Origin of the sequence: Bacillus sp. FJAT-26390 (assembly GCF_001682865.1) — a bacterium.
GTDB lineage: Bacteria > Bacillota > Bacilli > Paenibacillales > Paenibacillaceae > Pristimantibacillus.
In genome coordinates this window covers 48050-70354 of sequence record NZ_MAQX01000022.1, presented here as the reverse complement: position 1 = coordinate 70354, position 22305 = coordinate 48050, and the positions used below count along the sequence as shown (strand labels likewise).

Here is a 22305-nt window from a genome sequence, read left to right as displayed (position 1 = left end):
TTGTTCTAAAAAATAAAGCTGCTGCTCTATCCCAATTAGAGCAGCGTTCAAATGTGCATTCAGCCTCACTGCTATATGGCTTGCTTGCTTCTACTTCTCAGCTGTTAATCTTCGGCAAGATTCACGGACAACAAGCTCCGTGCTTACCGCAAACGTTTGGAATGCCGTGCTGCCATTCTCAATGCTGGAGATTAACGTTTTTGTCAATTTATCCATCATATCGGCAAAATCAACCCGAATCGTCGTTAAAGCCGGACTATAATGGGCACTTAAAATGTGATCATCAAAACCGATTACCGAAACATCCTGAGGCACGTTGATGCCTGACTCCTTGAAAGCACGAATAGCTCCGAAGGCTACGCTGTCGTTAGCGGCAAAGATCGCCGATGGCAGCTCCGTCTTCGCTTTCAAAAATTCCTTAATCGCCTTATAGCCGCTTTCCTCGTTAAAATCACCCGGCAGCATCCATTGCTGCGCGAGCGGCAGCTGATGCTTGTTCATCGCGGCTTGGAACCCTCGCCATTTCGATGGACCAGAATACCGGTTCATGTCTCCGTTGATCATCCCGATTCGCTTATGACCCAAGCTCACTAAATAATCGATCGCTTGGCCAACGCCGGTTTCGTTGTCAAAGTTGAACACCATCCGGTTTGGCTCGGAGCGTCCCGGCAAATGCTGATCGACAATGGCGACCATAAAACCTTCAGCGATAAGTTCCTCGATAAGCGGTTCGTGATTGGCTGCACCAATAAATACGCCGCCATCGATTCTTCGCTGATAGAAGCTTTCCTTGATCGCGCGGGTTTCTTCCTGCTCCTTCATATCCCGAACGATATGGGTCAGCACGTAATACCCATGAGAAGAGGCGCTGTCAATAATTCGGGCAAGCAGCAGGCTAGAGAGACTGTCGCCGGATACGCGGCCGGAATCAATCATGAATAATCCGATCGTGCGCGTACGCTTGCCTGCCAGCACTTGAGCGGATAGATTGGGGTAATAATTGTGCTGCTGAATAACCTTCATCACTTTCTGCTTCGTCTTCTCCGGGACATTGGCATAGTTGTTAATTACTCGGCTGACCGTGCTTCTGGAAACGCCCGCCAGCTTGGCGATTTCCGTGCTGTTTATTTCCTTGCTCAACCAAAGACCCTCTTTCCGTAAACACGTGTTTATGGGCATATGGTACCAATGATCTGAAGCGCTGTCAATTCATAATTCTACGATTATAAAAAATCTCTATTACAAATCTGTGCAGAAGCGCCCTGCAATTGTATAAGTTCCTGCGTTCCAAGCGGCATAGCTACTGCTCCTAAACTTATCTTGCCTTGTGTAAGCTCCTCAGCTCCACCATTTGCACCTTTCTGCTGCACTAAATACAGTGTAGCTTAATGCTCAAGCCAGCTATCCAAATAAACTAGCAGCCCCTATCATTTAAACAGCTATGTCGCTGCAGCTACTGGCCGCCTCTTCCTCCTGCTTGCGGCAAGCAGATGTAGAAAAAGGGCTATGTATCCGTTCAGCCAAAAAAACGACCGGACGTGATCGTCCAGTCGTCTCATCGCTGCTATTACCTTGTTTCTCTATGAACGGTAACCCGTTTAAGCCGCGGGCTGTATTTTTTAACCTCGAGCCGCTCCGGCGTTGTCCTTTTGTTTTTTGTTGTTGTATAGTTGCGGTCGCCCGTTTCTGTACAAGCAAGCGTTACGATTACTCTCACCATGTTCACCTCCTAATCGAATTTCATTGCAGATAATGCTTTCTAATGAACGGATGACTCCATCTGGACATTTGCTGTATTTGGGAATTCATCTTGGAATTCATTCCAATTGAGCACCAGTTCCGCGTCGTTCAACAAGCAGCGATCCAGTGAATCGATCAGCTTCGCCCGATTCATTTCGATGCCGATAAATACGACTTTATTGATCCGGTCGCCGTATTCCTCATGCCAAATGCTCGCAAGCCCGGGATCTTCTTGCAAAATGGACTCGCGTTCCGCTTCAGGCAGTGCAGCCGCCCACTTGCCCGCTGGCCCGAATTGGATGGAAGGACCGGCCTGGCTTAAGGTTTGAGCGAAATCATTTCTCGTCGCAAGCCATACCATTCCCTTGGCACGCACAATTTCCTCCGGCCATTCCTCCATCCACTCCATAAGGCGCAGCGGATGAAACGGCTTTGCACGCTCATAGACGAAGGAGGATATGCCGTACTCCTCCGTTTCAGGCGTATGTGCCGGTGCTTCCATTTCTTTGATCCAGCCAGCGGATTGGCTAGCCTCGTCAAAATTGAACAAAGAAGTAAACAATATTTCCTTTGGATCGACCTCGCCGTTAGCAGTGCGAATGAATTTGGCGCGAGGCTGCAGCGTTCGAAGAACCCCCTCCAGCTCCGCCAGCTCCTCTTCGCCGACAAGATCACACTTGTTCAGAATAAGCACGTCGCAAAATTCGATTTGATCGATCAGCAGATCAACGACCTCGCGCGTGTCGTCCTCGCCCACGGCTTGACTGCGTTCCAGCAGCGTCTCGCCTGACGAATAATCATGCCAGAAGCGATACGCATCAACGACCGTTACCATACAATCAAGCCTGCAAAATGAAGTCAAATCAATGCCTTGTTCTTCATCGATATACGTAAAGGTCTGAGCGACAGGCACCGGCTCGCCGACGCCAGTCGATTCAATCAATATGTAATCAAACCGGTTTTCCTTCGCCAGCTTCTCGACTTCCTTCAGCAAATCCTCGCGCAGCGTGCAGCAAATGCAGCCGTTGGACATCTCGACTAGCTTCTCATCTGTCCGGGATAAGCCGCCGCCCTCCTTAATGAGGCTGGCATCGATATTCAATTCGCTTAAATCATTTACGATAACAGCGACCTTAAGACCATCGCGATTGTTCAGCACATGATTCATAATCGTGGTCTTGCCGGCGCCCAAATAACCGCTCAATACGGTAACTGGAATTTGGTTCGTTGTATTGTATACTTCGTTATTTAATGTGTGGTTCACAGTCATCGGTTGCTCCTCAATTCTATTCTTGTTTGATAATTAAGCGTAATTATTACGATTATACAGTAAAGAAAAAATCGGTCCCGCCGACTAATAGTAATAATTACGCTTTAAACAGTATAGCAGCAGCACCCAAGCCCGTCAAGATAGTAACCATTACAAATAAAACCTCCACTCGCCCCTTCTGCGTATCATGTACATTAAAAAAAGCTGTCCCCGGTCAATGACCGCGAAGACAGCTCCGCAAACCTCACTTATTTTCGTTATGACGCTACTCTACTTTCGTTGCATGCTTCTGAGCCAGCAGCGACAGCTCTGCCGCTTTGAACGTATGCTCCTGCGTCATCGCATGCTCCGTTCCGTTTAAGCAATCAAGTATCAGCTGACCGAAATAAGGAAAACCCACCTTGCCGCCCAGCTTCAAATGCTGCTCGCCATCGGCATTAACCAGATATAGCTGATCGCCGTCCTTCTCGCGGGCAATATCGATATACTTACGCATTTCGATATAACCTTCCGTTCCGAGAATGACTGTCCTGCCGTCGCCCCATGTGCCAAGACCGCTTGGTGTCAGCCAGTCCACACGTAAATAACCGGTTGCCCCGTTCTCCCCCACAAGCGTCACATCGCCAAAATCCTCAAGCTCCGGATAGTCTTTATTTGCATAATTAGCGACCTTGCTGTTCACGACGGTGGCATTGCGGTTGCCTGTAAAATATAGAAACTGCTCAACTTGATGCGATCCGATATCACAAATAATGCCGCCATACTTCTCCTTCTCAAAAAACCATGCCGGTCTTGACGCTGCATTCAAGCGATGCGGCCCAAGTCCAATCACCTGCACGACACGTCCGATTGCGCCCTGCTCAATCAACTGACCGGCATATACGGCGCTCTCCACATGCAGTCGCTCACTGTAATACACGGCATATTTTTTGCCTGTCTCGGAGAAAGCGACACGCGCGTCCTCGAGCTGCTCTAGCGTCGTAAATGGCGCTTTATCCGTAAAATAGTGCTTGCCGCTTCGCATCACGCGAACGCCAAGCGGTCCTCTCTCCGAGGTAATCGCGGCAGCAGCTACTAGCTGAACCTCGGGATCTGCCAACACCTGCTCCTCCGAGTCAGCCGCCTGCACCCGCGGATACTGGCGAATAAACGCCTCTACCTTAGCAGAATCGGGGTCATACACCCATTTCAAAGTGGCTCCCGCTTCCATGAGCCCATTGCACATTCCATAAATATGACCATGATCGAGACTAACGGCGGCGATTACGAATTGTCCGTCCTCTACTACCCGATTCGGTTTTCCTTTTGGCGCGTATTTCATGCCATCTGCTTTGCTCATAGCCGTTAGTCCTCCTTCTGATAAGATGAATTTGAAATCCGCTCTTGCAAATGCTGATGGAACAGCTCTTCGTCAATCGGAAGGTCAACCCAATTATCGGTCCAAGTAGAGAGAAGCATCGCATTGGAAAGCATCAGCCCTTTAATGCCTTCCTCGCCTGGAGCGATCAATGCTTCGTCAAACAAAATCGCATTTACCCAGTTTTGCGTAATCCCTTTATGATCAGGATAGCTGCCTTTAACCGGAATCTCGCATTTCCAGCATTCCGGCTCCCCGAAGCCGCCGGTAAAGCTTTTATTAAATTCAGACTCAGACACGCGCAGCCGCCAAAAGGTTAACGTATTATTTTCGATTACGATTTTGCCGCGATCACCGCTTATTTCGAGCCTGTTCGTGCCCGGCGCTTCGCCTGTTGTCGTAACGAATACGCCAGTTGCGCCATTTTCGTATTCTACGAAAGCGGTCACGTCATCCTCAACCTCGATATTGCGATGCTTGCCGAAATAACAGAATGCACGGACGCGTTTTGGCATCATGCTGATCGTCCACTGCCACAGGTCAAGCTGATGCGGATCCTGATTGAGCAGCACGCCGCCGCCTTCGCCAGCCCATGTTGCGCGCCAAGTCCCGGAATCATAATAGCTTTGTGAGCGGTACCAGTTCGTAATAATCCAGTTGGTCCGTTTTACCTCGCCAAGCTCTCCGGCATCAATCAGTTCCTTCAGCTTCACATATAACGGATTTGTCCGTTGGTTGTACATCATGCTGAATTTCACATTTGCCTTGCTTCCCGCCTCGTTCATCTGACGGACCTGCTTCGTGTAGACGCCAGCCGGCTTCTCGCAAAGCACATGCAGGCCGCGCTCAAAGGAAGCGATTGCAAGCTCTGGATGCGAGTAATGCGGCGTAGCGATTAGAACGCCGTCAATCAAGCCGGAATCCATCATTTCATACGGATCGGCATACAAGCCTACTTGATCGCCTAGCTTTTCTTTGGCCCATTGCAGATTAGGCTGCAAGCTGTCGCTGACAGCTGTAACTTCAACGCCGCTCACCTCACCCTTAAGTAAGTATCCGATATGCCCCTTGCCCATATTTCCAAGCCCGATAATACCTAAACGAACGATCTGCATTCGAATGCCGCCCCTTTATTTGAAAGTTTAGTAACTGCTTTTCCCACTCATTTGAACCTGCTTTTATGGTAGCACTTCAAGCTCGCGCCGGCTTCATTCGCATTATCCTGTTTGCGCTTTTATTTGACTGTGGTTGGTGTATAATGAGGGTATTTACAAGGGGAGGCAAAATGATGAGCACGCAGCACCAAATTAGCTTGCCTTACACGATGGGTACAAGCTCAGACTTTAGCGCTCAAATTCCATACCATACCCATTTTCATTATGAAATTTATTATTTTCATGCCGGAAAGGTCAATTATCTGATTAATGACCGCATTCACGTTCTTGAGCCAGGCGATCTGCTGCTCATGCACGGAATGACGCTGCACCGGGCAAATGTCGACCCAAGCGAGGAATATGTCCGCTCGATCCTCCACTTTGACCCCTTTTATTTCAAACAATTTATTCAGCCTCTGTTTGCTGCCGACCTGCTGGAGCCGTTCCAGAAGCTTCAAAACGTCAGACTGCAGCTGCGCGGCTCGGAGAAGGCCGAGGTTGAGGAAATCCTCCTCAAGCTAGGCCAATTATACGATCAGCAGGATCCCTTTTCGCAGCAGCGTTTTCAGGCAAGGATGCTCGACTTGTTAATATTGATCAATCAGCATTGCCAGAAGCCGCTTAATGAAAAACCTACATTCCCCTCCTCCAAGGAGCAGCATGTGCAGGCGATCATCTCCTACATTGAGCTTCATTACGGCGAGGATATCACGCTTGAGGGCATTCAAACGGAGCTTCATTTAAGCAAATTTTATTTGGCCAAAACGTTTAAAGAGGTTACCGGCAGCACGATCTTCCAGTTTCTCATGCTGCGCAGAATCTATCAAGCCAAAATCGATCTCATTGACAGCGGCAAGCCGATAACCGAGGTCGGATACGAGGTCGGCTTCAAACATCCCTCTCATTTCAGCCGCGCCTTTAAGCTGCATACCGAATTGACACCCGAACAATATCGCAAGCAGCATCAACTGCTTTCCGCTGGCCAGCAATAAACTCCAATTGGAAATTTTCGATTGGAGCAGTTGACCCATTTAATTGATAAGCGTATTATTGTTATATCAACTAAATGAATGGAGCAGGTGATCGCAAGTGGAATTCAAACAGTCCGTAGGCTATGTCATCAGCAATACGGGACGCAAGCTAAACCATAAGCTGCAGCAGCTTTTTCAAGAGCACGACGTTACGCCTGAGCAATGGTCGCTGCTTATGTGCCTAGATGAGCATGACGGCATTACGCATAAAGATTTGGCACACCGCACCGATAAAGATCCTGCCAACATAACGAGATTAGTGGATCAGCTGGAGCGCAAAGAGCTCGTAAGGCGCGTAGCAAATCCGGGAGATCGGAGATCACAGCTTCTCTACTTAACCCAAAATGGCAGAACGAATGCTCATGCGCTCGCGCCGATCGAGGCTAATTTAGTGACGCAGATGCTTAAGGATATTAGCGAAGAAGAAATTCAAGCATTTATGAGCTTCATGGCTAAAATTAAAAACAACGTGGAGCAGCCCATGTAAGCTCCCGGCTTCATAAACCCATTGCAACGCTGCCAACTGAGAGGGGAACACCTAATGAACACCAACAAATTATGGAGCGCTGACTTCATAAAAATATGCTTAAGCAGTTTTTTTCTATTTTTCTCCTTTTATACGCTGGCGACCGCGTTGTCGGTATATGTGACGAACGGACTCGGCGGTTCTGATACGCAAGCAGGCTTGTCCATGACCGTATTCGTCATCGCCTCCGTGCTGCTTCGTCCCTTTGCCGGACAGCTTATGTCCAAATATGGCGAGCATAAGATCGTCGTCATTTCCTTATTGCTATTTTTATTATTTTCGATGGCATACTTAGGCGTTTTTGGCTATGCCATGCTTTTGCTTGTCCGCTTTTTTCACGGAGGCACCTTCGCGATTGCTACCACTTCCACCAATACGACCGCGATCGGCATCATCCCTGAGCATCGCAAAGGAGAAGGCATTAGTTACTTCAGCTTGTTCATGAGCCTCGCAATGGTCATCGGACCTTTTGTCGGATTAACGATAACGACGCATGGCGGCTTTACCGCTATGTTCGCTTTATGCGCGGTTTGCTCGCTGATCGCATTTGTGCTTGGCGCTTCAACTAGGCGCAAGGCTGACAAGCAGGTACCTGCTGCCGCAGAGGCTCAACCAAAAAAATCCAAAAGCAAGCTGCATTGGCGTGATCTTATCGAGAAAAAAGCCGTTCCGATTGCGTTTAGCGGATTTGTTGTCGCGTTCGCCTATAGCGGCTTAGTTACCTTTATGTCCGTCTATGCTCACGAACAGGCCATTGATCAATATGCCAGCTATTTCTTCGTTTGCTTCGGCATCATGATTGTTTTGCCGCGTCCGATTGTCGGCAAATTGCTCGACCGCGTAGGCGAGCATGTTATCGTCTATCCTAGCATTGCCATATTCACGATTGGCATGCTTCTGCTCAGCCAAGCCAGCTCGCCAGTGCTGCTGCTCGTCTCTGGTGCTGTTATCGGCCTTGGGTACGGGGCATTGCTGCCTTGCTTCCAGACGATTGCGGTACTTGCTGCCCCTGCTCACCGCAGAGGACTCGCCACGGCAACCTTCTACCTGCTGTTTGATCTTGGATACGGCATAGGCTCTTATACGCTTGGATCACTTGCATCCAACTATGGCTACAGAGTGATGTATATTTTCTGCGCTATTATTATCGCCTCTTCATCGATCATCTATTTCACGCTTCATCACAAGCGCAAACGGTTGACGAATGCAGCCAGCGAAGAGGCTTATGTATCATAAATTCAGCTCCAAATGGTTGTTCTGAACGGGCAATGTAATCTCGACGACTGTCCCTTCATTGGGAGCACTGCTAAGTTGAAGCGTACCCTTGTGCGCTTCAATAATGCGCGTGCTGATCATAATGCCAAGCCCAGTCCCCTTCTCCTTCGTCGTTAAGAAAGGCTCACCAATTCTCTTGATTAATTCCTCCGGTATGCCTGAACCCTCATCCTTTATCCGAATATGGACGTAGCCGTCCTCCATCGTCATAACCGACAAAGCTACCACGCCGCCCTGCGGCATCGCTTCTAACGCATTTTTAATAATATTCAAAAATACCTGCTTGAGCTGATCCACGTTCCCATAGACCGATGGCCTCGTTTGATCGTAAACAACCTTCAGCTCCACATTTAACAATATCGCCTGCGTCTCCAATATCGAAATAACGCTCTGCAAAATAGGCTCAAGCGGCTCGTAATTAAACTGCGTAAAATGAGGCTTCGCTAACGTCATAAACTCATTTACGATCAGTGTTATCCGGTCTATTTCATTCGCCATAATCGTAAAATAATGCGGCGTCTCCGGATATTTTGCGCTGAGCAGCTGAGTAAAGCCTTTAAGCGCCGTCAAGGGGTTGCGTATTTCATGCGCCACGCCTGCCGCAAGCTGTCCGATTGCCGACAGCTTTTCCGAACGAATTAGCAACTCCTCCGAGCGTTTGCGGTCGGTCAAATCACGAATGACGGTGAGCATAACATCCTTGCCCAAGTAATTGTTAATTCGGATGCTTGATAGCTCCACATCGATATGCTGCCCATCCGGCCTTATAATCACTCGTTCTTGAAACGGCGTCGGATCATCCGAAAACGTTATATTCTCCATCGTTTCCAAGAGCGTATCATGCCCGTATGGATGGATCAACTCAAGCAAGCTTTTGCCAATAATATGTGCGGTATCGCTTATTCCCATTACCTGCATCGCCAGCCTATTTACATAAAGAATCGTGCCTTGATCGCTCAGCATGATGGGTTCGGGAACAAATTTAATTATTTTCTGATAGAGCTTTGCGCTGTCGCTCAGCGTTTTTTCCTTGTCACGCTTAAAGGTAACGTCCTGCAAGGTGCCGAGCAAGGAAGGATGACCGTTAAACATAATAATCGAGCTGTTCCCTTCCAAATAGATGATGCTTCCGTCTTTCTTGGTGCCTTTTAATTTGAGAGGAAATTGATCGATTCCGTTCATCATGCCATCCAGAACATCATTTGTAATTTGAATAATATCTTCCTTGGACACCAAATCAAAAGGCGAGAGCGTAAGCAGCTCCTCCTCTGTATACCCATACAGCTCGGCCAAATACGGATTCGCGTAGACGACTTTATGCTTTTGTCCTACAAATACGCCTGCCACGACGTTTTCCATCAAGCTTTTGTACATATAATCCTTCTCATGCAGGGATGCTTCCATCCTGATCTGGTCGGATATGTCATGAATGATAAGCTGAACGGCCGGCATACCGTCAAATTTTACCGCTACCGCTCTGAGCTCCACCTCTACGATCTCTAGATCGAGTCGGAGCAGCTTGTAATATATAAAATTAGATGGGTTGTCTTCTCGTATCAAAAAGTTAATGTTTGCATTAAACTGCTCCAAAAAATCGGGATGAACAAACTTGCTCATGTGATTGGTGATGATATCGTTATCCTTGCTCGCACCGATCATGCTTCGAAATGCACGGTTGGCAAAAACAATCTCACCCTTCAACAAAACGATAAGCCCGTCTGGAAGCATATCGACGAGATGCTGGTATCTTTCTTCACTCTCTTTTAATTGCTCGCCTACTCCAACTATTTTCATATAGGTTTCCCACCTCATCCAAGCAAATAGCTTCGTCTGATTGTTTACTTTCAACATCGCTAGCCTGCTTCCTGCTGCACCCCCCAATTTAAATGGAATAGAATTTTAATAGTTGCAATTGCGTTTTTCCTTCCCCCATGAAAATGCAGCATTCACGCCGCTCATTGACACGTTCTTGCCCATAAGGTACATTTATTATATATTTTTATATAATATATATAATTATCAAGGGAGAGAAACTTCAGTGACGAATGAATCCTCAAATACATTTACGGACATCACCATTATTGGCGGCGGTCCCGCTGGGATGTTTGCTGCGTTTTATGCGGGCATGCGTCAAGCAAGCGTAAAAATCATAGACAGCATGCCTCAGCTTGGCGGGCAGCTTGCCGCTTTATATCCAGAGAAATACATATACGATGTAGCTGGATTCCCGAAAGTGACCGCGCAGCAGCTTGTCGAGCAGCTGGATGAGCAGATGAACCATTTTCCCGTACAGGTATGCCTTGAGCAAAAAGTGCTTCAAGTGATCAAAAAAGAAGAGCATCACTTTGTGATCGTTACCGATAAAGCGGTCCATTACAGCAAATCTGTTATTATAACCGGTGGAGTTGGCGCTTTCGAGCCGCGTCGATTGGAGCTTCCCGAAGCCAAACGATACGAGCATGCCAATTTGAACTATTTTATAAAGGACTTATCGCTTTACGAAGGAAAAAGGGTCGTCATCAATGGCGGCGGCGATTCCGCTGTCGACTGGGCGCTCATGCTTGAGCCAATTGCAAAAGAAGTGACGCTGATTCACAGGCGCGACAAGTTTCGGGCGCATGAGCACAGCGTAGAAAATTTGTTGAAATCCAAGGTGAAGGTCGTAACGCCCGCGGAAATAACCGAGCTGCATGGAGAAGAGCAAATAGAAGAGATTACGATTACGGATGTCAAATCAGGCGAAAAAACAAAGCTTGCTTGTGACGCTCTTATCGTGAATTTTGGATTTGTCTCCTCGCTTGGTCCCATTACAGAATGGGGATTAAACATTGAGAACGGGTCCATCCTGGTGAATACCCGAATGGAGACGAATATTGCGGGCATCTTTGCAGCGGGAGATATTACAAGCTATCCGGGAAAACTAAAGCTTATCGCCGTTGGCTTCGGAGAAGCGCCTACCGCCATCAACAATGCCAAGGTTTATTTGGATCCTGCCGCCAAGCTCTCGCCGGGACATAGCAGCAGCATGAAGCGCTAACGAATAAAAAGAACAGTGAGCGGCCTTAGACGGCTGATCACTGTTCTTTTTTCTTTTTGATAGAATAAGTGCATCGCTGCCCGCCCTTGGCCAGACACTCCGTCCTCGCCACCTCTGCATCGCCAAGCAGCGATTGAAACAATTGCAGCTCGCATTGGCATGCATGCTGGTATTTGGTCGCGACTTGCTCGATTGGACAATTGTTTTCCTTAATTATAAATTCATCGTCATTGATTTTTTCCCATTCGACCATATAACCGTTTTCGTTCTGAATTTCGGCAAGCGCCAAAACCCGATCCGTAAGTCCTTTGCCTAACATGCTTTGGTCATATTTATGAGCCATTTTATTTTTACGCCCTTCGAAGAGCGATTCTACAGCCGAATTGCCAAATTGATCGGAGAGCTCGTCCAATAACTCCAGCGTTAATGAATGATATTTATGCGGGAATAAGCTCCCGGCATGCTCCGTTAAGCGATATACCGCCGTCGGCCTGCCCATCGATTGCCTCACCGTTTCGGACGATATAAGTTTCTCTTTCTCCAACAATTGTATATGACGTCTGACAGCCATGACTGTTATGCCTAATTCTTCAGTCAGATCCTTGATGCTTAGGCTGCCCTTCGTTTTTAGTAGCTGAACAATGTATTCTCTTGTTGATAGCTGGCCTTGACCAATAGCAGCCATTTCTAATCACCTTCCGATAATGACCATTTTGTGCGTCGCTTGCTAAAGAAGAATACTGCAATAATAACACTTTCTAAAAACAATGTCTCCAAGCAGCCGCTATTTTTATAAAGAAAACAGACCAACGCTAGTCGCGTAGGAGTATACCACATATCGAAAAATACCGGTTGCGAAAGTATAGATCTCCTTGTCCAAAATCGATCTTCCGATTATTTTTCGACACTATTTTAACCGCAGCCAAAAAAACCGCCCCTAAAGTAGATTTCTCTACTTCAAGAGCGGCTCTTATTGAACTATCTATGATTAGCCTTCAAGAAGAAGTGCTTCTGGATCTTCAAGAAGCGCTTTGACCATCACGAGGAAACGAACAGCTTCGCTGCCGTCTACGATACGGTGATCGTATGACAATGCGATGTACATCATCGGACGGTTTTCCATACGGGTCTCATCGATCGCTACCGGACGGATTTGAATTTTGTGCATGCCGAGAATACCAACTTGCGGCGCGTTAAGAATTGGTGTAGACAGCAAGGAGCCGAATACGCCGCCATTCGTAATTGTGAAGCTGCCGCCTTGCAGATCAGAGATCGCAAGTGTGTTCGATCTTGCTTTGCCGGCAAGCTCAACGATATTTTTCTCGATCTCAGCAAAGCTTAGACGATCTGCATCACGAACGACCGGTACAACAAGGCCTTCTTTAGCAGATACGGCAATGCCGATATCAAAGAATTTTTTCGTAATAATGTCTTCGCCGTCGATTTCCGCATTAAGAAGTGGGAAAGCTTTCAGCGCGCCAACTACCGCTTTCGTGAAGAACGACATAAATCCTAGATTCACATCATTTTTCTCAAAAAACGCTTGTTTGCGGCGTTTGCGCAAGTCAAGAATCGCAGTCATATCCACTTCGTTGAAAGTTGTCAGCATCGCTGCCGTACGTTGTGCTTCAACTAGGCGGTTTGCAATCGTAACCCGGCGACGGGACATCCGTTTGCGCTCTGTCGGCTTCGCATCTTTGCTTGCACTAGCTGGTTCAGCTTGTGTAAGCGGAGCGGATTTAACCGGTGTTGCTACCGCTGGTGCAGGAGCTTGTCCTGGCGCGGATAGATCAATGCCTTGCTCACGAGCACGCTTGCGAGCTGCTGGTGAAGCATTGATTGCTGCGCTATCGCTTGCAGGAGCCGACGGCTGAGCCGCAGGCGCTGCCACTTGAGCTGCCGGTGCCGCAGGGGCAGCAACCGCTGCCGGCACTGCTGCCGGTGCCGCAGGTGCGGACGCGCCGCCTGCTGCTTCTCCGATCGAACCGATTGCTTCGCCTACAAGTACAACGTCTCCGTCTTGCTTCGCAATGCGGGATACAACGCCGCTGTTGTCAGCGCTAATTTCAATGTTAACTTTATCCGTTTCAAGCTCTAGCAGGACATCTCCCTGACTAACGGAGTCGCCTTCCTTCACGAACCATTTCGTAATTGTTCCTTCAGATATGGACTCGCCTAATTCTGGTACTATAATTTCAGCCATTAGTCATTACCCCCTAATCAAACTTGTTTCAACTGGTTTGCCGTTCAAAGCTGTCGAAATAATCCATTTTTGTTCAGCGGCATGTACCTCTTGGTGTCCGCTTGCTGTACTCGAGCGATCAGGTCTGCCCACATAACGAACGGCTGCCTTCTTAGGTGCCAGCGCACGCAAACGCGGCTCCATGAAGCTCCACGAGCCCATGTTTTGCGGCTCTTCTTGTACCCATATAATTTCTTCCAGCTTGTCGAATTGCTTCACGATGCGCTCGATCTCTGCGTGAGGGAACGGATACAGCTGCTCCACTCTCGCAACGCGCAGCCACTCGTAATCCTCAGCGTTTGTAGATGAAAGCGCCTCTTCGATATCAATAGCAACCTTACCTGTGCAAAGCAGAAGCCGTTTCACTTTATCCTTCTGTTCCTTCGGCTCCGTTAGGCTGAATTGCGGCAGCACCGGCTTGAAGGAGCCTTCGCTGAATTCAACGCCGTGGGATGCGACGCGCGGATTACGGATCAAGCTCTTAGGCGCCATAAGTACGAGCGGACGCACCTGCTCTGTGCCTAGCAGCGATGCTTGCTTACGCAGCAAGTGGAAGTATTGAGCGGACGATGTTAAGTTCGCAACCGTCCAGTTGTTGTCAGCCGATAGTTGAAGGAAACGCTCCAGCCTTGCGCTGGAATGCTCCGGACCTTGGCCTTCATAGCCATGCGGAAGCAAAATCGTGATGCCTGATTTTTGCGACCATTTTGCACGGCCAGCCGAGATGAATTGGTCAAAGATAACTTGTGCAACGTTAGCGAAGTCACCGTACTGCGCTTCCCAAATCACAAACGTTTCAGGAGCAAATACGTTATAGCCATATTCAAAGCCTAGCACTGCCGTTTCCGACAACGGGCTGTTATGAACAGCAAAGGATGCTTTCGCTTGCGGCAGCATATGCAGTGGTGAGAACTTAGCTGCATTCGCGTTATCATTAAGCATGATATGGCGATGCGCGAACGTTCCGCGCTCTGAATCCTGGCCGCTTAGACGAATTGGCGTACCGTCTGCGAGAATCGTTGCGAATGCAAGCGTCTCTGCATGCGCCCAATCCACTTTCTCGCCATCGTTCAAGGCAGAAGCTCTGCGCTGCAAAATCCGTTGAAGCTTCGTATATTCCGTGAAGCCTTCCGGACGGTTAAGCAGCTCCAGGTTAATGTCGCGAAGCGTCTCAAGCGGCACTGCCGTACGAGCCTCTTCGCCAGCTGGAAGCACCGACTTCTGCTGCTCGCCGCGGATTTGCGGTTTGCCTTCGTTTGCTTTCATCGCATCGTAGGCTGCTTGCAGCTTGCCGTTCGTACGTCCGCGAAGCTCCTCAATTTGCGCATCCGTGATCGCTTTCTCGCCTTTCAACTGCTCGCTGTAAAGCACGCTTACGGTTGGGTGGCTGCGAACCTTCGAGTACATGAGCGGCTGCGTTACATCCGGATCATCCATTTCATTATGACCGAAACGGCGGTAGCCAATCAAATCGATAACAAATCCTTTATTGTAGCGGAGACGGTATTCACATGCGAGGCGTACTGCCGCCAAACATGCTTCCGGCTCATCCGCATTTACGTGCACGATTGGAATATCGAAGCCTTTCGCCAAATCACTTGCGTAATGAGTCGAACGCGAATCGATGCTGTTCGTTGTAAAACCAAGTCGGTTATTCGCAATGATGTGCAAAGTACCGCCATTGTGGTAGCCTTCCAGCTTATTGAAGTTAAGCGTCTCGGCAACGATTCCTTCGCCGATGAATGCTGCGTCGCCGTGAACGCAGATCGTAACCGCTTTTGACGGATCCTGCTCCGGCATACCCGGCTTGCTGCGATCCTCTTGCGCGGCGCGCGTGAAGCCTTCGACAACCGGATTTACGAATTCAAGGTGACTCGGGTTGTTGGCAAGGGTAAGATTCGCACGAATCGTTTCGCCTTCCTTCACGGCCCGGTCTGCCCCCAAGTGGTATTTCACGTCGCCAGTCCAGCCGTAGTTAAGGCCCATGGACCCTTCAGACGGGATAAGCTCTTTGTTTGGCGCATGGTGGAACTCAGAGAAAATCTTCTCATAAGGCTTGCCAAGCACATGCGTCAGAACGTTAAGACGACCGCGATGCGCCATGCCCATTAGAATGTTATTTGCTCCGTCATGCGCGACTGCACGGACGATTTCGTCCAGAACAGGCACGAGCATATCAACGCCTTCGATCGAGAAGCGTTTTTGTCCAACGAATGTACGGTGAAGGAAGTTCTCGAAATATTCAACTTCCATAAGACGTTCAAGCAGAGCCGAACGCTCTCTAGCTGACAGCGGCGCTGGGAAGCTTCCCGATTCCGCTTGCTTGTTAAGCCAGTTCCGTTCGTTCTCATCATGAATATGTGTAAATTCATACGCCGCCGAACGGGTATAAATTTCTCTCAAGCGGCTAATAGCTTCCCAGCCATTTGAGATCGATGCCGGCGCATTATCCCAAATAAGCGAAGCTGGAATAGCGGCCAAATCTTCTTTCGTAAGCCCAAAGGTCTCTGGCTCAAGCAGCTTCGTGTCTGCTGCAGGGCTAAGGCCGAGCGGGTCTATATCCGCAGCTAAATGGCCGTATCTGCGTATGTTCAGCATAAGCTGATGTGCAGCCACAACCTTCTTCAACATATTTGAATCAATCGGACCAGGCGCCGCTGCAGTTGTTGCAGCCTTTTGCTCGCTTGGCTTAGCCGATGTGCTCGGTGTTGCTCCAATTGATACAGCCGGCGGTGCTCCAAAACGTTCAAACAGCTCACGAACCGTTGACTCAACGGAATCAGGATCGGTTAAGAAACGTTCGTACTGCTCCTGCACATACCCAAGATTGGGGCCATAGTAGCTTTGCCAAGGCGAATAATTACGCTCATCATGGTTGCTCATTGCAGAAAATTCCACCCTCTCTATTCATTGCCATCCTATTATTTTCTAAGGCGAAGCTCGCCATACATGCCCGCCAACTTGCACTTGCTCAAACCGTCTCCAAATTGCTCTTATGTGCATGGTAATTATAAGATACCATCATTCGTAGCTGTCTTTTGGATACCTATTAATAGCTCCCTTATATTTTAGTACATAGTACGCTCACCTTCCATGACCTTATTGGCATTGATATCATCCATTTAAAGCATTGATTGTCGTTCTCGGACAATCAAGCGAGCATCAATTGGATAGAGCATCCAGAAGCCATGGAATCCGAAGGCTACAGCCTTGTGAACGCTTCCTGCAAAAATAGAATAGCCGACCGAGTCTGATATTCGCTCACTTCATGGCCAGAAAATGGGTAGTCATTCAGCTGTTTATGAGAACGAATCCGATTATATACGGCGTAAACCGTCTCCGGCAGACAAACGGTGTCCTTCCAGCCGACTGACAGAAAGACAGGCGCTTTGATGCGCTCAGCCAAATTTAATAAATCGAAATGGGCAAGCGTCGTCAGCACGGTATCCAATCGTTCCGGATACCGCTTAATATAATGTGCAATTTCGGCAAGCGAGCCTGTTGAATGCATGATGCCGTAATCCATATGGCACATGTTCGGAATATCAGACACAACCGCGCTTACTTTCGGATTAAGCGCGGCAGCAAGCAGCGCCAAGCCGCCGCCTTGGCTTGCGCCTACAACAGCTATTCGGGTATCATCCACCTCTGGCTGAAGGGCAGCCACATCGACCGCTCTTACTGCGTCCATCGATATAGCAAGGTAATAGCTTTGCTCGATACTTGCGATTCCCTGCGAAACCCAGCCTTTTACCGCACCTTCGCTTGCGGTTAGCAAATTGCCGGTTTCTCCACCTTGTCCGCGCGCATCGACTGCGAAGACAGCATACCCAAGCAGAAGCCAAGCTGCATAACGCTCCGGCAGTCCTTTGTCATTTGTGTAGCCCTGATAGATAACGACGCAAGGAAGCTTCTTCCCTCCCAAGCCTTGTTCCTGCCTCGGAACGATATACAAGCCATGAATCAGCGTATCGTCGCTGCCTTTGTACGTTAATCGCTCAGTCCTTACCGACGTAATAGGAGTATCCAGCGTTTCTCTAGCGATTTCGAGCGGCTTCTGTTCATAACGGGACAACGTATTCAGCCAGTACTTGTCCAGCTCGTCCGAGCCAATGGTTGCTGGTGGATTATACGCTAACCAATCCTTTTTGCGACGATTAATTGCATTCATCTCAGTATACCCCTATTCCGTTGCGTATTTTCGTTCCTGCTCCTCATTTTCGCTCAAAAAAAAACCTTTCTTCGCAATCGATATGCAAAAGAAAGAGCTTTTTTCATCCATATCTAATTCCGCTTCGAGCAGCATTGCATGCCCATTAGCAAATACAGGTTTTTTTCCTAATGCCCGCCTTGCCCATGGATACAGCCTTGTTGATATATGCATCTGCCATAGGAACTTTGCATGCCGTCTTGCCCATATCCACATGCACCTTGCCGATGCTTGCAGCGGCTGCCAATGCATCCTCGCGAAGCTCCTCGATGTAAATGCCAACTGCCATGACGAAGCTGTTCATCGTATATCGAACGCGGTTCTGCTCCGTATGGATCGTATGCTGAACCCGCTTCAACAGCTCCCGGATTTCATCCAAATCCAGCTGTTCATCGGGTGTCAGCGAAATATAATTCGCATAGGTGCTCCAGCCGCAGGTCGCGATCATTTCCTCGGATGAATGTAGCCACTCCATCGCAAGCTCATGAGAATAAGCGCTCTCAGCAGCTACCCCTGCTACCGAAAATTCGGCAGTCGCGTACCATTGGGCTTGTTTCACCCACTGCTGGAGCGTTTCCTTCGCTACCGTTTTTGGATTGACCGTAAGTCCGGCCAAATACATGGCGTCGCTGTTTCCGGAGTCATACAGCTTGTGCGCCAGCTCTTGATCCTTCTTCACATATTTAACAAGCTTTTTCAAATCGCCGATTTTCACGCCGAAGATCGGCTCCATCGCACCGTGCCGGATAAAGGTCATCTTTGTTTGTTCAGTTCCAAGACGCTCAAGCTCCTGCATTACCTCTTCATAAGTCATAGGCTTGTCCTCCTGCTCGCGGCCGCAATGATCGGAAGCGCCCTCTAAGCAGCGTCCGCGTCGCATATTTGCTGTTTCAATTACCCCAGTAATAATCACTGATCATCATTACGATCATCTGTATCGTTGTATAACCGTTACTCATGTGTAGTTCCGTTTAACAATATCGAGCATGACGTATGAGAATAAGGAACGGAAATCTCAAAGCGATGCATATAAAAAGCAATTGTGAGCTGGACAAGGTTAGCAAAAGCCGGTATCGCAAGCAAGCGCTATGCCGAATGCATCCGATTTAGCGCCCAAGAGGTACGCTGCAAGCAGCGGACCCCCAGTAAATTTCCGATCATAGTTGCAGGATAACAGCCGTATGCAAGTCATGCCGCTGTTCGGGCAATCTCCGCCTAGGCAGCAGGATATCCTTAAGCATACTAACCCTTTCCACTCTGCTTACTCTTGATCGATGATCAATTCAATTAAGGTTCTAACCATGACGCCGGTAGCGCCTTTAGGCTCCCAGCCTCTGCTTGATTCGAGCCAAGCCGTTCCGCCAATATCAAGATGCACCCAAGGCAGTCCCTCTGCAAAATGTCCGATAAACAGCCCGCCGGTAATCGTACCCGCTTCTCTGCCTCCGCTGTTTTTCAGATCAGCCGCATCGCTTCTGATTTGCTTCTTATATTCCGGATAAGACGGCAGCTGCCATATTCTCTCGCCCGAACGTTCCGATGCCGACTGTACCTGCTTGAATAGCTGATCATTATTGGTCACAGCGCCCGTTGCTTGACTACCAAGCGCTACCGAAACTGCGCCAGTGAGCGTAGCCACGTCTACCAAACGGGTCGCGCCCCTTGTAATGGCGGTCGTTAGACCATCGGCCAGCACCAATCTGCCCTCGGCATCGGTATTTACGACCTCAACCGTATGGCCGCTCATCATGCGAAGCACGTCGCCTGGCTTAATCGCGCGGTCAGAAGGCATATTTTCAGCAGTTGGAATGACCGCGATTACGTTGATGGCAGGCTTCAGCTCGCCAATAACGCGCATCGCTCCAAGCACAGCAGCCGCTCCGCCCATATCGGAGATCATTTCCTGCATGCCTTCGGCTCTCTTCAGGGAGATGCCGCCTGTATCAAACGTAATGCCCTTGCCGATCAGCCCCCAAGCCTCTTCCGTGCTTGGATCTCCCTTATAATGAATAACGATCATGCGAGGCGGATTTATGCTGCCTTGGCCTACGCCTAACAAGCCGCCCATTCGCTGCTCAGCCGCACTCCACTCGTCGATGACTTCAATCTCTAAATCAAGCTCTCTGGCCATCTCTTCCGCATGATAAGCAAGGCGCTCAGGCGTTAGGTCATTACCTGGCAAGTTGGTCAAATCGCGGGCTAAGTGAACGCCTTCGGCAAACAGCTTGCCTTTGGCGATACCTTGCTTCCATAATTCGGCGTCTCCTTCGGTTATAGCTGCTCCCTGAGGCACAAAAGCGACCTCCTTCAGCGAAAAGCGCTCGTTCTGCTCGCGCTTCAGCGGCTCGCGCGCATGAAGCGCGAGCAGCAGACCCTCGGTCAGCGCTTGCGCCGTACGATCGGCTCCAAGCTTAGCATTAGCAGTACACGCGAGCAGCGATTCTGAAAGCAGCACCTGAACCGTTTCAGCACGCAGTTTTTTGAGCGCTTTGGCTGCTGCCGCTGCCGCAAGTCGCAGACTTGTAGCCCCGCCATCCTGCTCAAGCCCAACAAATACGATGTAGGCTGCCGGATAAAGGCCTAGCGTTGCGATGATCTCGGTTTGCTCCGGCTCAGCCTTAAACAATCCTTTCGCATTCAGCCCTCTTAGCGCTTCATCGATTTGCGGCTGTACGATCGGTACAGCCGTTCCTCCTTGAATAAGCTCTTTCTTGCTGACAAAACGAATGACTGCATCATTAACCGCTTGTTCTGTACCGCGAACCCCATATGTGAATTGAACACTCATTTGTATTCCCTCGCTTTCTTAGTCGATATATCCATGTATGTATCCTGCTTAATTGATACAATCAACACGTTTTTCAAACTCATTATACCGAACGTCCTGCGACTTTTCCATGTTTATAATAAAGCGATAAAGCAAAAAGCCCCCTCCGCTAATAGGGAGAAGAGCTTCTATCTTTTCATTCATCTCATGCCTTCACTCTGCAAGCGGCAGCGTAATAATAAATTCAGTCCCAACCCCGGCTTGGCTGTCAACCCGAATGGTTCCGTTATGATTGCGAACGATTCGATAGCTCACCGATAAACCAAGACCCGTACCGGACTGCTTCGTCGTAAAGAAAGGATCGAATAGCCGATTCATCGTCGCCTTGTCCATTCCTTTGCCGTTATCTTTAATAACAATTTCGGCAAATTGGCCGCTGCTGCGCGTAATGATATCGATCAAGCCTCTTCGTTCGCTTTGTACCTCTTCTATGGCATCAAGCGAATTTTTGACGATATTCAAGATGACCTGCTTTACCTGCTTCACATCTATCGATACGAGATGCTCCGAGCAATAACACTCCGCTTTGATTTCGCAGTTTCTCATGAGCGCTTCGCTTTCCGTAAGAAGCACCACTTCCCTGATCAAATGATCAATGGAGACGATCTGTTTCATTGGCGCGGACGGCTTAGACGAATTTAGAAATTCATAAATAATATCGTTTGCTCGGTCAATTTCCGTTAAAATAATACGCGCATATTCTTCTTTGCCTACTTCCAGCAAGTAAGGCCGAAGCAGTTGAATAAAACCCCTAATACTTGTTAAGGGGTTGCGTATTTCATGGGCGATTGCGGCGGCAATTTTACCGAGCATGGCAAGCTTGTCATTTTGTAATGCCGTTTGTTCAATTTGCTTATACTCCGAAACATCCTTGACACTAATGAGGAAATCACCGTCTAATTGATCGCCGTATGTAACTGTCACCAGCAGATGTTTGCCGTCTTTGTGTTGGAATTCATAGTAGCGACTATGCATAAGAAACATTTCTTTGTAGAGTCTTAAAATCGTTCTTTTCGTTGTGCCGGTAAGCTGCCTATGCCTTAATATTTCTTTAATCGTGCAGCCTATTAAAGTCTTCCGAGGAATATCAAGCAGCTTGGCCATTTGCACGTTTATAAAAGATAAGATGCCATCGCTGTCAAATAACGCGATCCCGCTGTCCATGTGCTGCAATACGTTCTCGTACTTATTTTTAACCATTTCGAAGGATCGGTTGGAACGATACAGCATCTCTCGCATCTCACTGAATTTCTGCTCATTCGTCCGCTCAGGCTGCAGTCGAAAACGGCATGCTACCATAATTTCCATTAAAAATACGAAAGAGCGATTGTATAATCTTACTGCTTCATCCGAATCAACATTGGCAGCTAAAGACTGAATGCACTCCTCATGTACAGCAATAATTTCCTCAGGGTTAATTCCGTAAAGCTCCTTGCCCAGCTCGTTGGCATGAAATAATGATACTTCCTTACCACTTCGTATATACTCGGCAAGCGCCGGGAAATAGCGCTTTCGAATGGCCTGCATCATGTACTCCTCCCCGGCAACATCTATAGATAGCGGTTACAGTTACTACTAATCATAGGACGAGTTTACAATCGCTGTCAATCGGAAATCCTGTCGAATTTTAAGAAGC

Annotated in this window: 17 protein-coding genes; 4 read left to right on the top strand and 13 right to left on the bottom strand. The window is 48.5% G+C overall.

What is annotated here, in order from left to right:
- Positions 1-90 precede the first annotated feature (90 nt).
- The 5 genes from A7975_RS17535 to A7975_RS17515 all read right to left on the bottom strand — a co-directional run bounded on the left by A7975_RS17535 (position 91) and on the right by A7975_RS17515 (position 5482).
- Positions 91-1140, bottom strand: coding sequence for a LacI family DNA-binding transcriptional regulator (locus A7975_RS17535; RefSeq protein WP_231637406.1), 1050 nt, complete (start codon positions 1138-1140; stop codon positions 91-93).
- A 427-nt stretch (positions 1141-1567) separates the two neighbouring features.
- Positions 1568-1717, bottom strand: coding sequence for a 50S ribosomal protein L33 (gene rpmG / locus A7975_RS17530; protein WP_053377650.1), 150 nt, complete (start codon positions 1715-1717; stop codon positions 1568-1570).
- A 42-nt stretch (positions 1718-1759) separates the two neighbouring features.
- A complete protein-coding gene (locus A7975_RS17525) occupies positions 1760-3010 on the bottom strand; it encodes a GTP-binding protein (RefSeq protein ID WP_065385978.1) in 1251 nt (416 codons plus the stop codon).
- Positions 3011-3275: 265 nt separating this feature from the next.
- A complete protein-coding gene (locus A7975_RS17520; RefSeq protein ID WP_065385977.1) occupies positions 3276-4349 on the bottom strand; it encodes a Gfo/Idh/MocA family protein in 1074 nt (357 codons plus the stop codon).
- 5 nt (positions 4350-4354) lie between these two features.
- Positions 4355-5482, bottom strand: a complete 1128-nt coding sequence (locus A7975_RS17515; RefSeq protein WP_065385976.1) for a Gfo/Idh/MocA family protein — start codon at positions 5480-5482, stop codon at positions 4355-4357.
- Between the two features lie 170 nt (positions 5483-5652).
- Here A7975_RS17515 and A7975_RS17510 point away from each other — a divergent pair, with 170 nt between their 5' ends.
- The 3 genes from A7975_RS17510 to A7975_RS17500 all read left to right on the top strand — a co-directional run bounded on the left by A7975_RS17510 (position 5653) and on the right by A7975_RS17500 (position 8314).
- Positions 5653-6513, top strand: a complete 861-nt coding sequence (locus A7975_RS17510; RefSeq protein WP_176707756.1) for a helix-turn-helix transcriptional regulator — start codon at positions 5653-5655, stop codon at positions 6511-6513.
- Between the two features lie 97 nt (positions 6514-6610).
- Positions 6611-7039: a MarR family winged helix-turn-helix transcriptional regulator gene (locus A7975_RS17505; protein ID WP_065385975.1), complete on the top strand. Its 429-nt coding sequence runs from the start codon at positions 6611-6613 to the stop codon at positions 7037-7039.
- Positions 7040-7093: 54 nt separating this feature from the next.
- Positions 7094-8314, top strand: coding sequence for an MFS transporter (locus tag A7975_RS17500; protein WP_065385974.1), 1221 nt, complete (start codon positions 7094-7096; stop codon positions 8312-8314).
- On the opposite strand, the gene A7975_RS17495 is transcribed toward A7975_RS17500, so the two are convergent.
- A complete protein-coding gene (locus tag A7975_RS17495) occupies positions 8309-10204 on the bottom strand; it encodes a PAS domain-containing protein (RefSeq protein WP_065385973.1) in 1896 nt (631 codons plus the stop codon). The two genes, A7975_RS17500 and A7975_RS17495, sit on opposite strands and share 6 nt — an antisense overlap.
- A gap of 187 nt (positions 10205-10391) precedes the next feature.
- On the opposite strand from A7975_RS17495, the gene A7975_RS17490 reads away from it, so the two are divergent.
- Positions 10392-11390, top strand: a complete 999-nt coding sequence (locus A7975_RS17490) for an NAD(P)/FAD-dependent oxidoreductase (RefSeq protein WP_065385972.1) — start codon at positions 10392-10394, stop codon at positions 11388-11390.
- 37 nt (positions 11391-11427) lie between these two features.
- Here A7975_RS17490 and A7975_RS17485 read toward each other — a convergent pair whose 3' ends face one another.
- The 7 genes from A7975_RS17485 to A7975_RS17455 all read right to left on the bottom strand — a co-directional run bounded on the left by A7975_RS17485 (position 11428) and on the right by A7975_RS17455 (position 22196).
- On the bottom strand, positions 11428-12075 hold the full coding sequence (locus tag A7975_RS17485; RefSeq protein ID WP_065385971.1) for a helix-turn-helix transcriptional regulator: 648 nt from the start codon (positions 12073-12075) through the stop codon (positions 11428-11430).
- Positions 12076-12378: 303 nt separating this feature from the next.
- A complete protein-coding gene (gene odhB, locus A7975_RS17480) occupies positions 12379-13593 on the bottom strand; it encodes a 2-oxoglutarate dehydrogenase complex dihydrolipoyllysine-residue succinyltransferase (RefSeq protein ID WP_065385970.1) in 1215 nt (404 codons plus the stop codon).
- Between the two features lie 6 nt (positions 13594-13599).
- Positions 13600-16515: a 2-oxoglutarate dehydrogenase E1 component gene (locus A7975_RS17475; RefSeq protein WP_065385969.1), complete on the bottom strand. Its 2916-nt coding sequence runs from the start codon at positions 16513-16515 to the stop codon at positions 13600-13602.
- A gap of 319 nt (positions 16516-16834) precedes the next feature.
- The gene (locus tag A7975_RS17470; RefSeq protein ID WP_065385968.1) at positions 16835-17803 is read right to left on the bottom strand and encodes an acetylxylan esterase; all 969 of its coding nucleotides are present in this window, start codon (positions 17801-17803) and stop codon (positions 16835-16837) included.
- 145 nt (positions 17804-17948) lie between these two features.
- Positions 17949-18656, bottom strand: coding sequence for a DNA alkylation repair protein (locus A7975_RS17465; RefSeq protein ID WP_065385967.1), 708 nt, complete (start codon positions 18654-18656; stop codon positions 17949-17951).
- Positions 18657-19103: 447 nt separating this feature from the next.
- The gene (locus A7975_RS17460) at positions 19104-20630 is read right to left on the bottom strand and encodes a leucyl aminopeptidase (protein WP_065385966.1); all 1527 of its coding nucleotides are present in this window, start codon (positions 20628-20630) and stop codon (positions 19104-19106) included.
- Between the two features lie 192 nt (positions 20631-20822).
- Positions 20823-22196 carry an ATP-binding protein gene (locus A7975_RS17455; protein WP_065385965.1) on the bottom strand — a complete coding sequence of 458 codons (1374 nt, stop codon included), beginning with the start codon at positions 22194-22196 and terminating at the stop codon, positions 20823-20825.
- Positions 22197-22305: the final 109 nt, after the last annotated feature.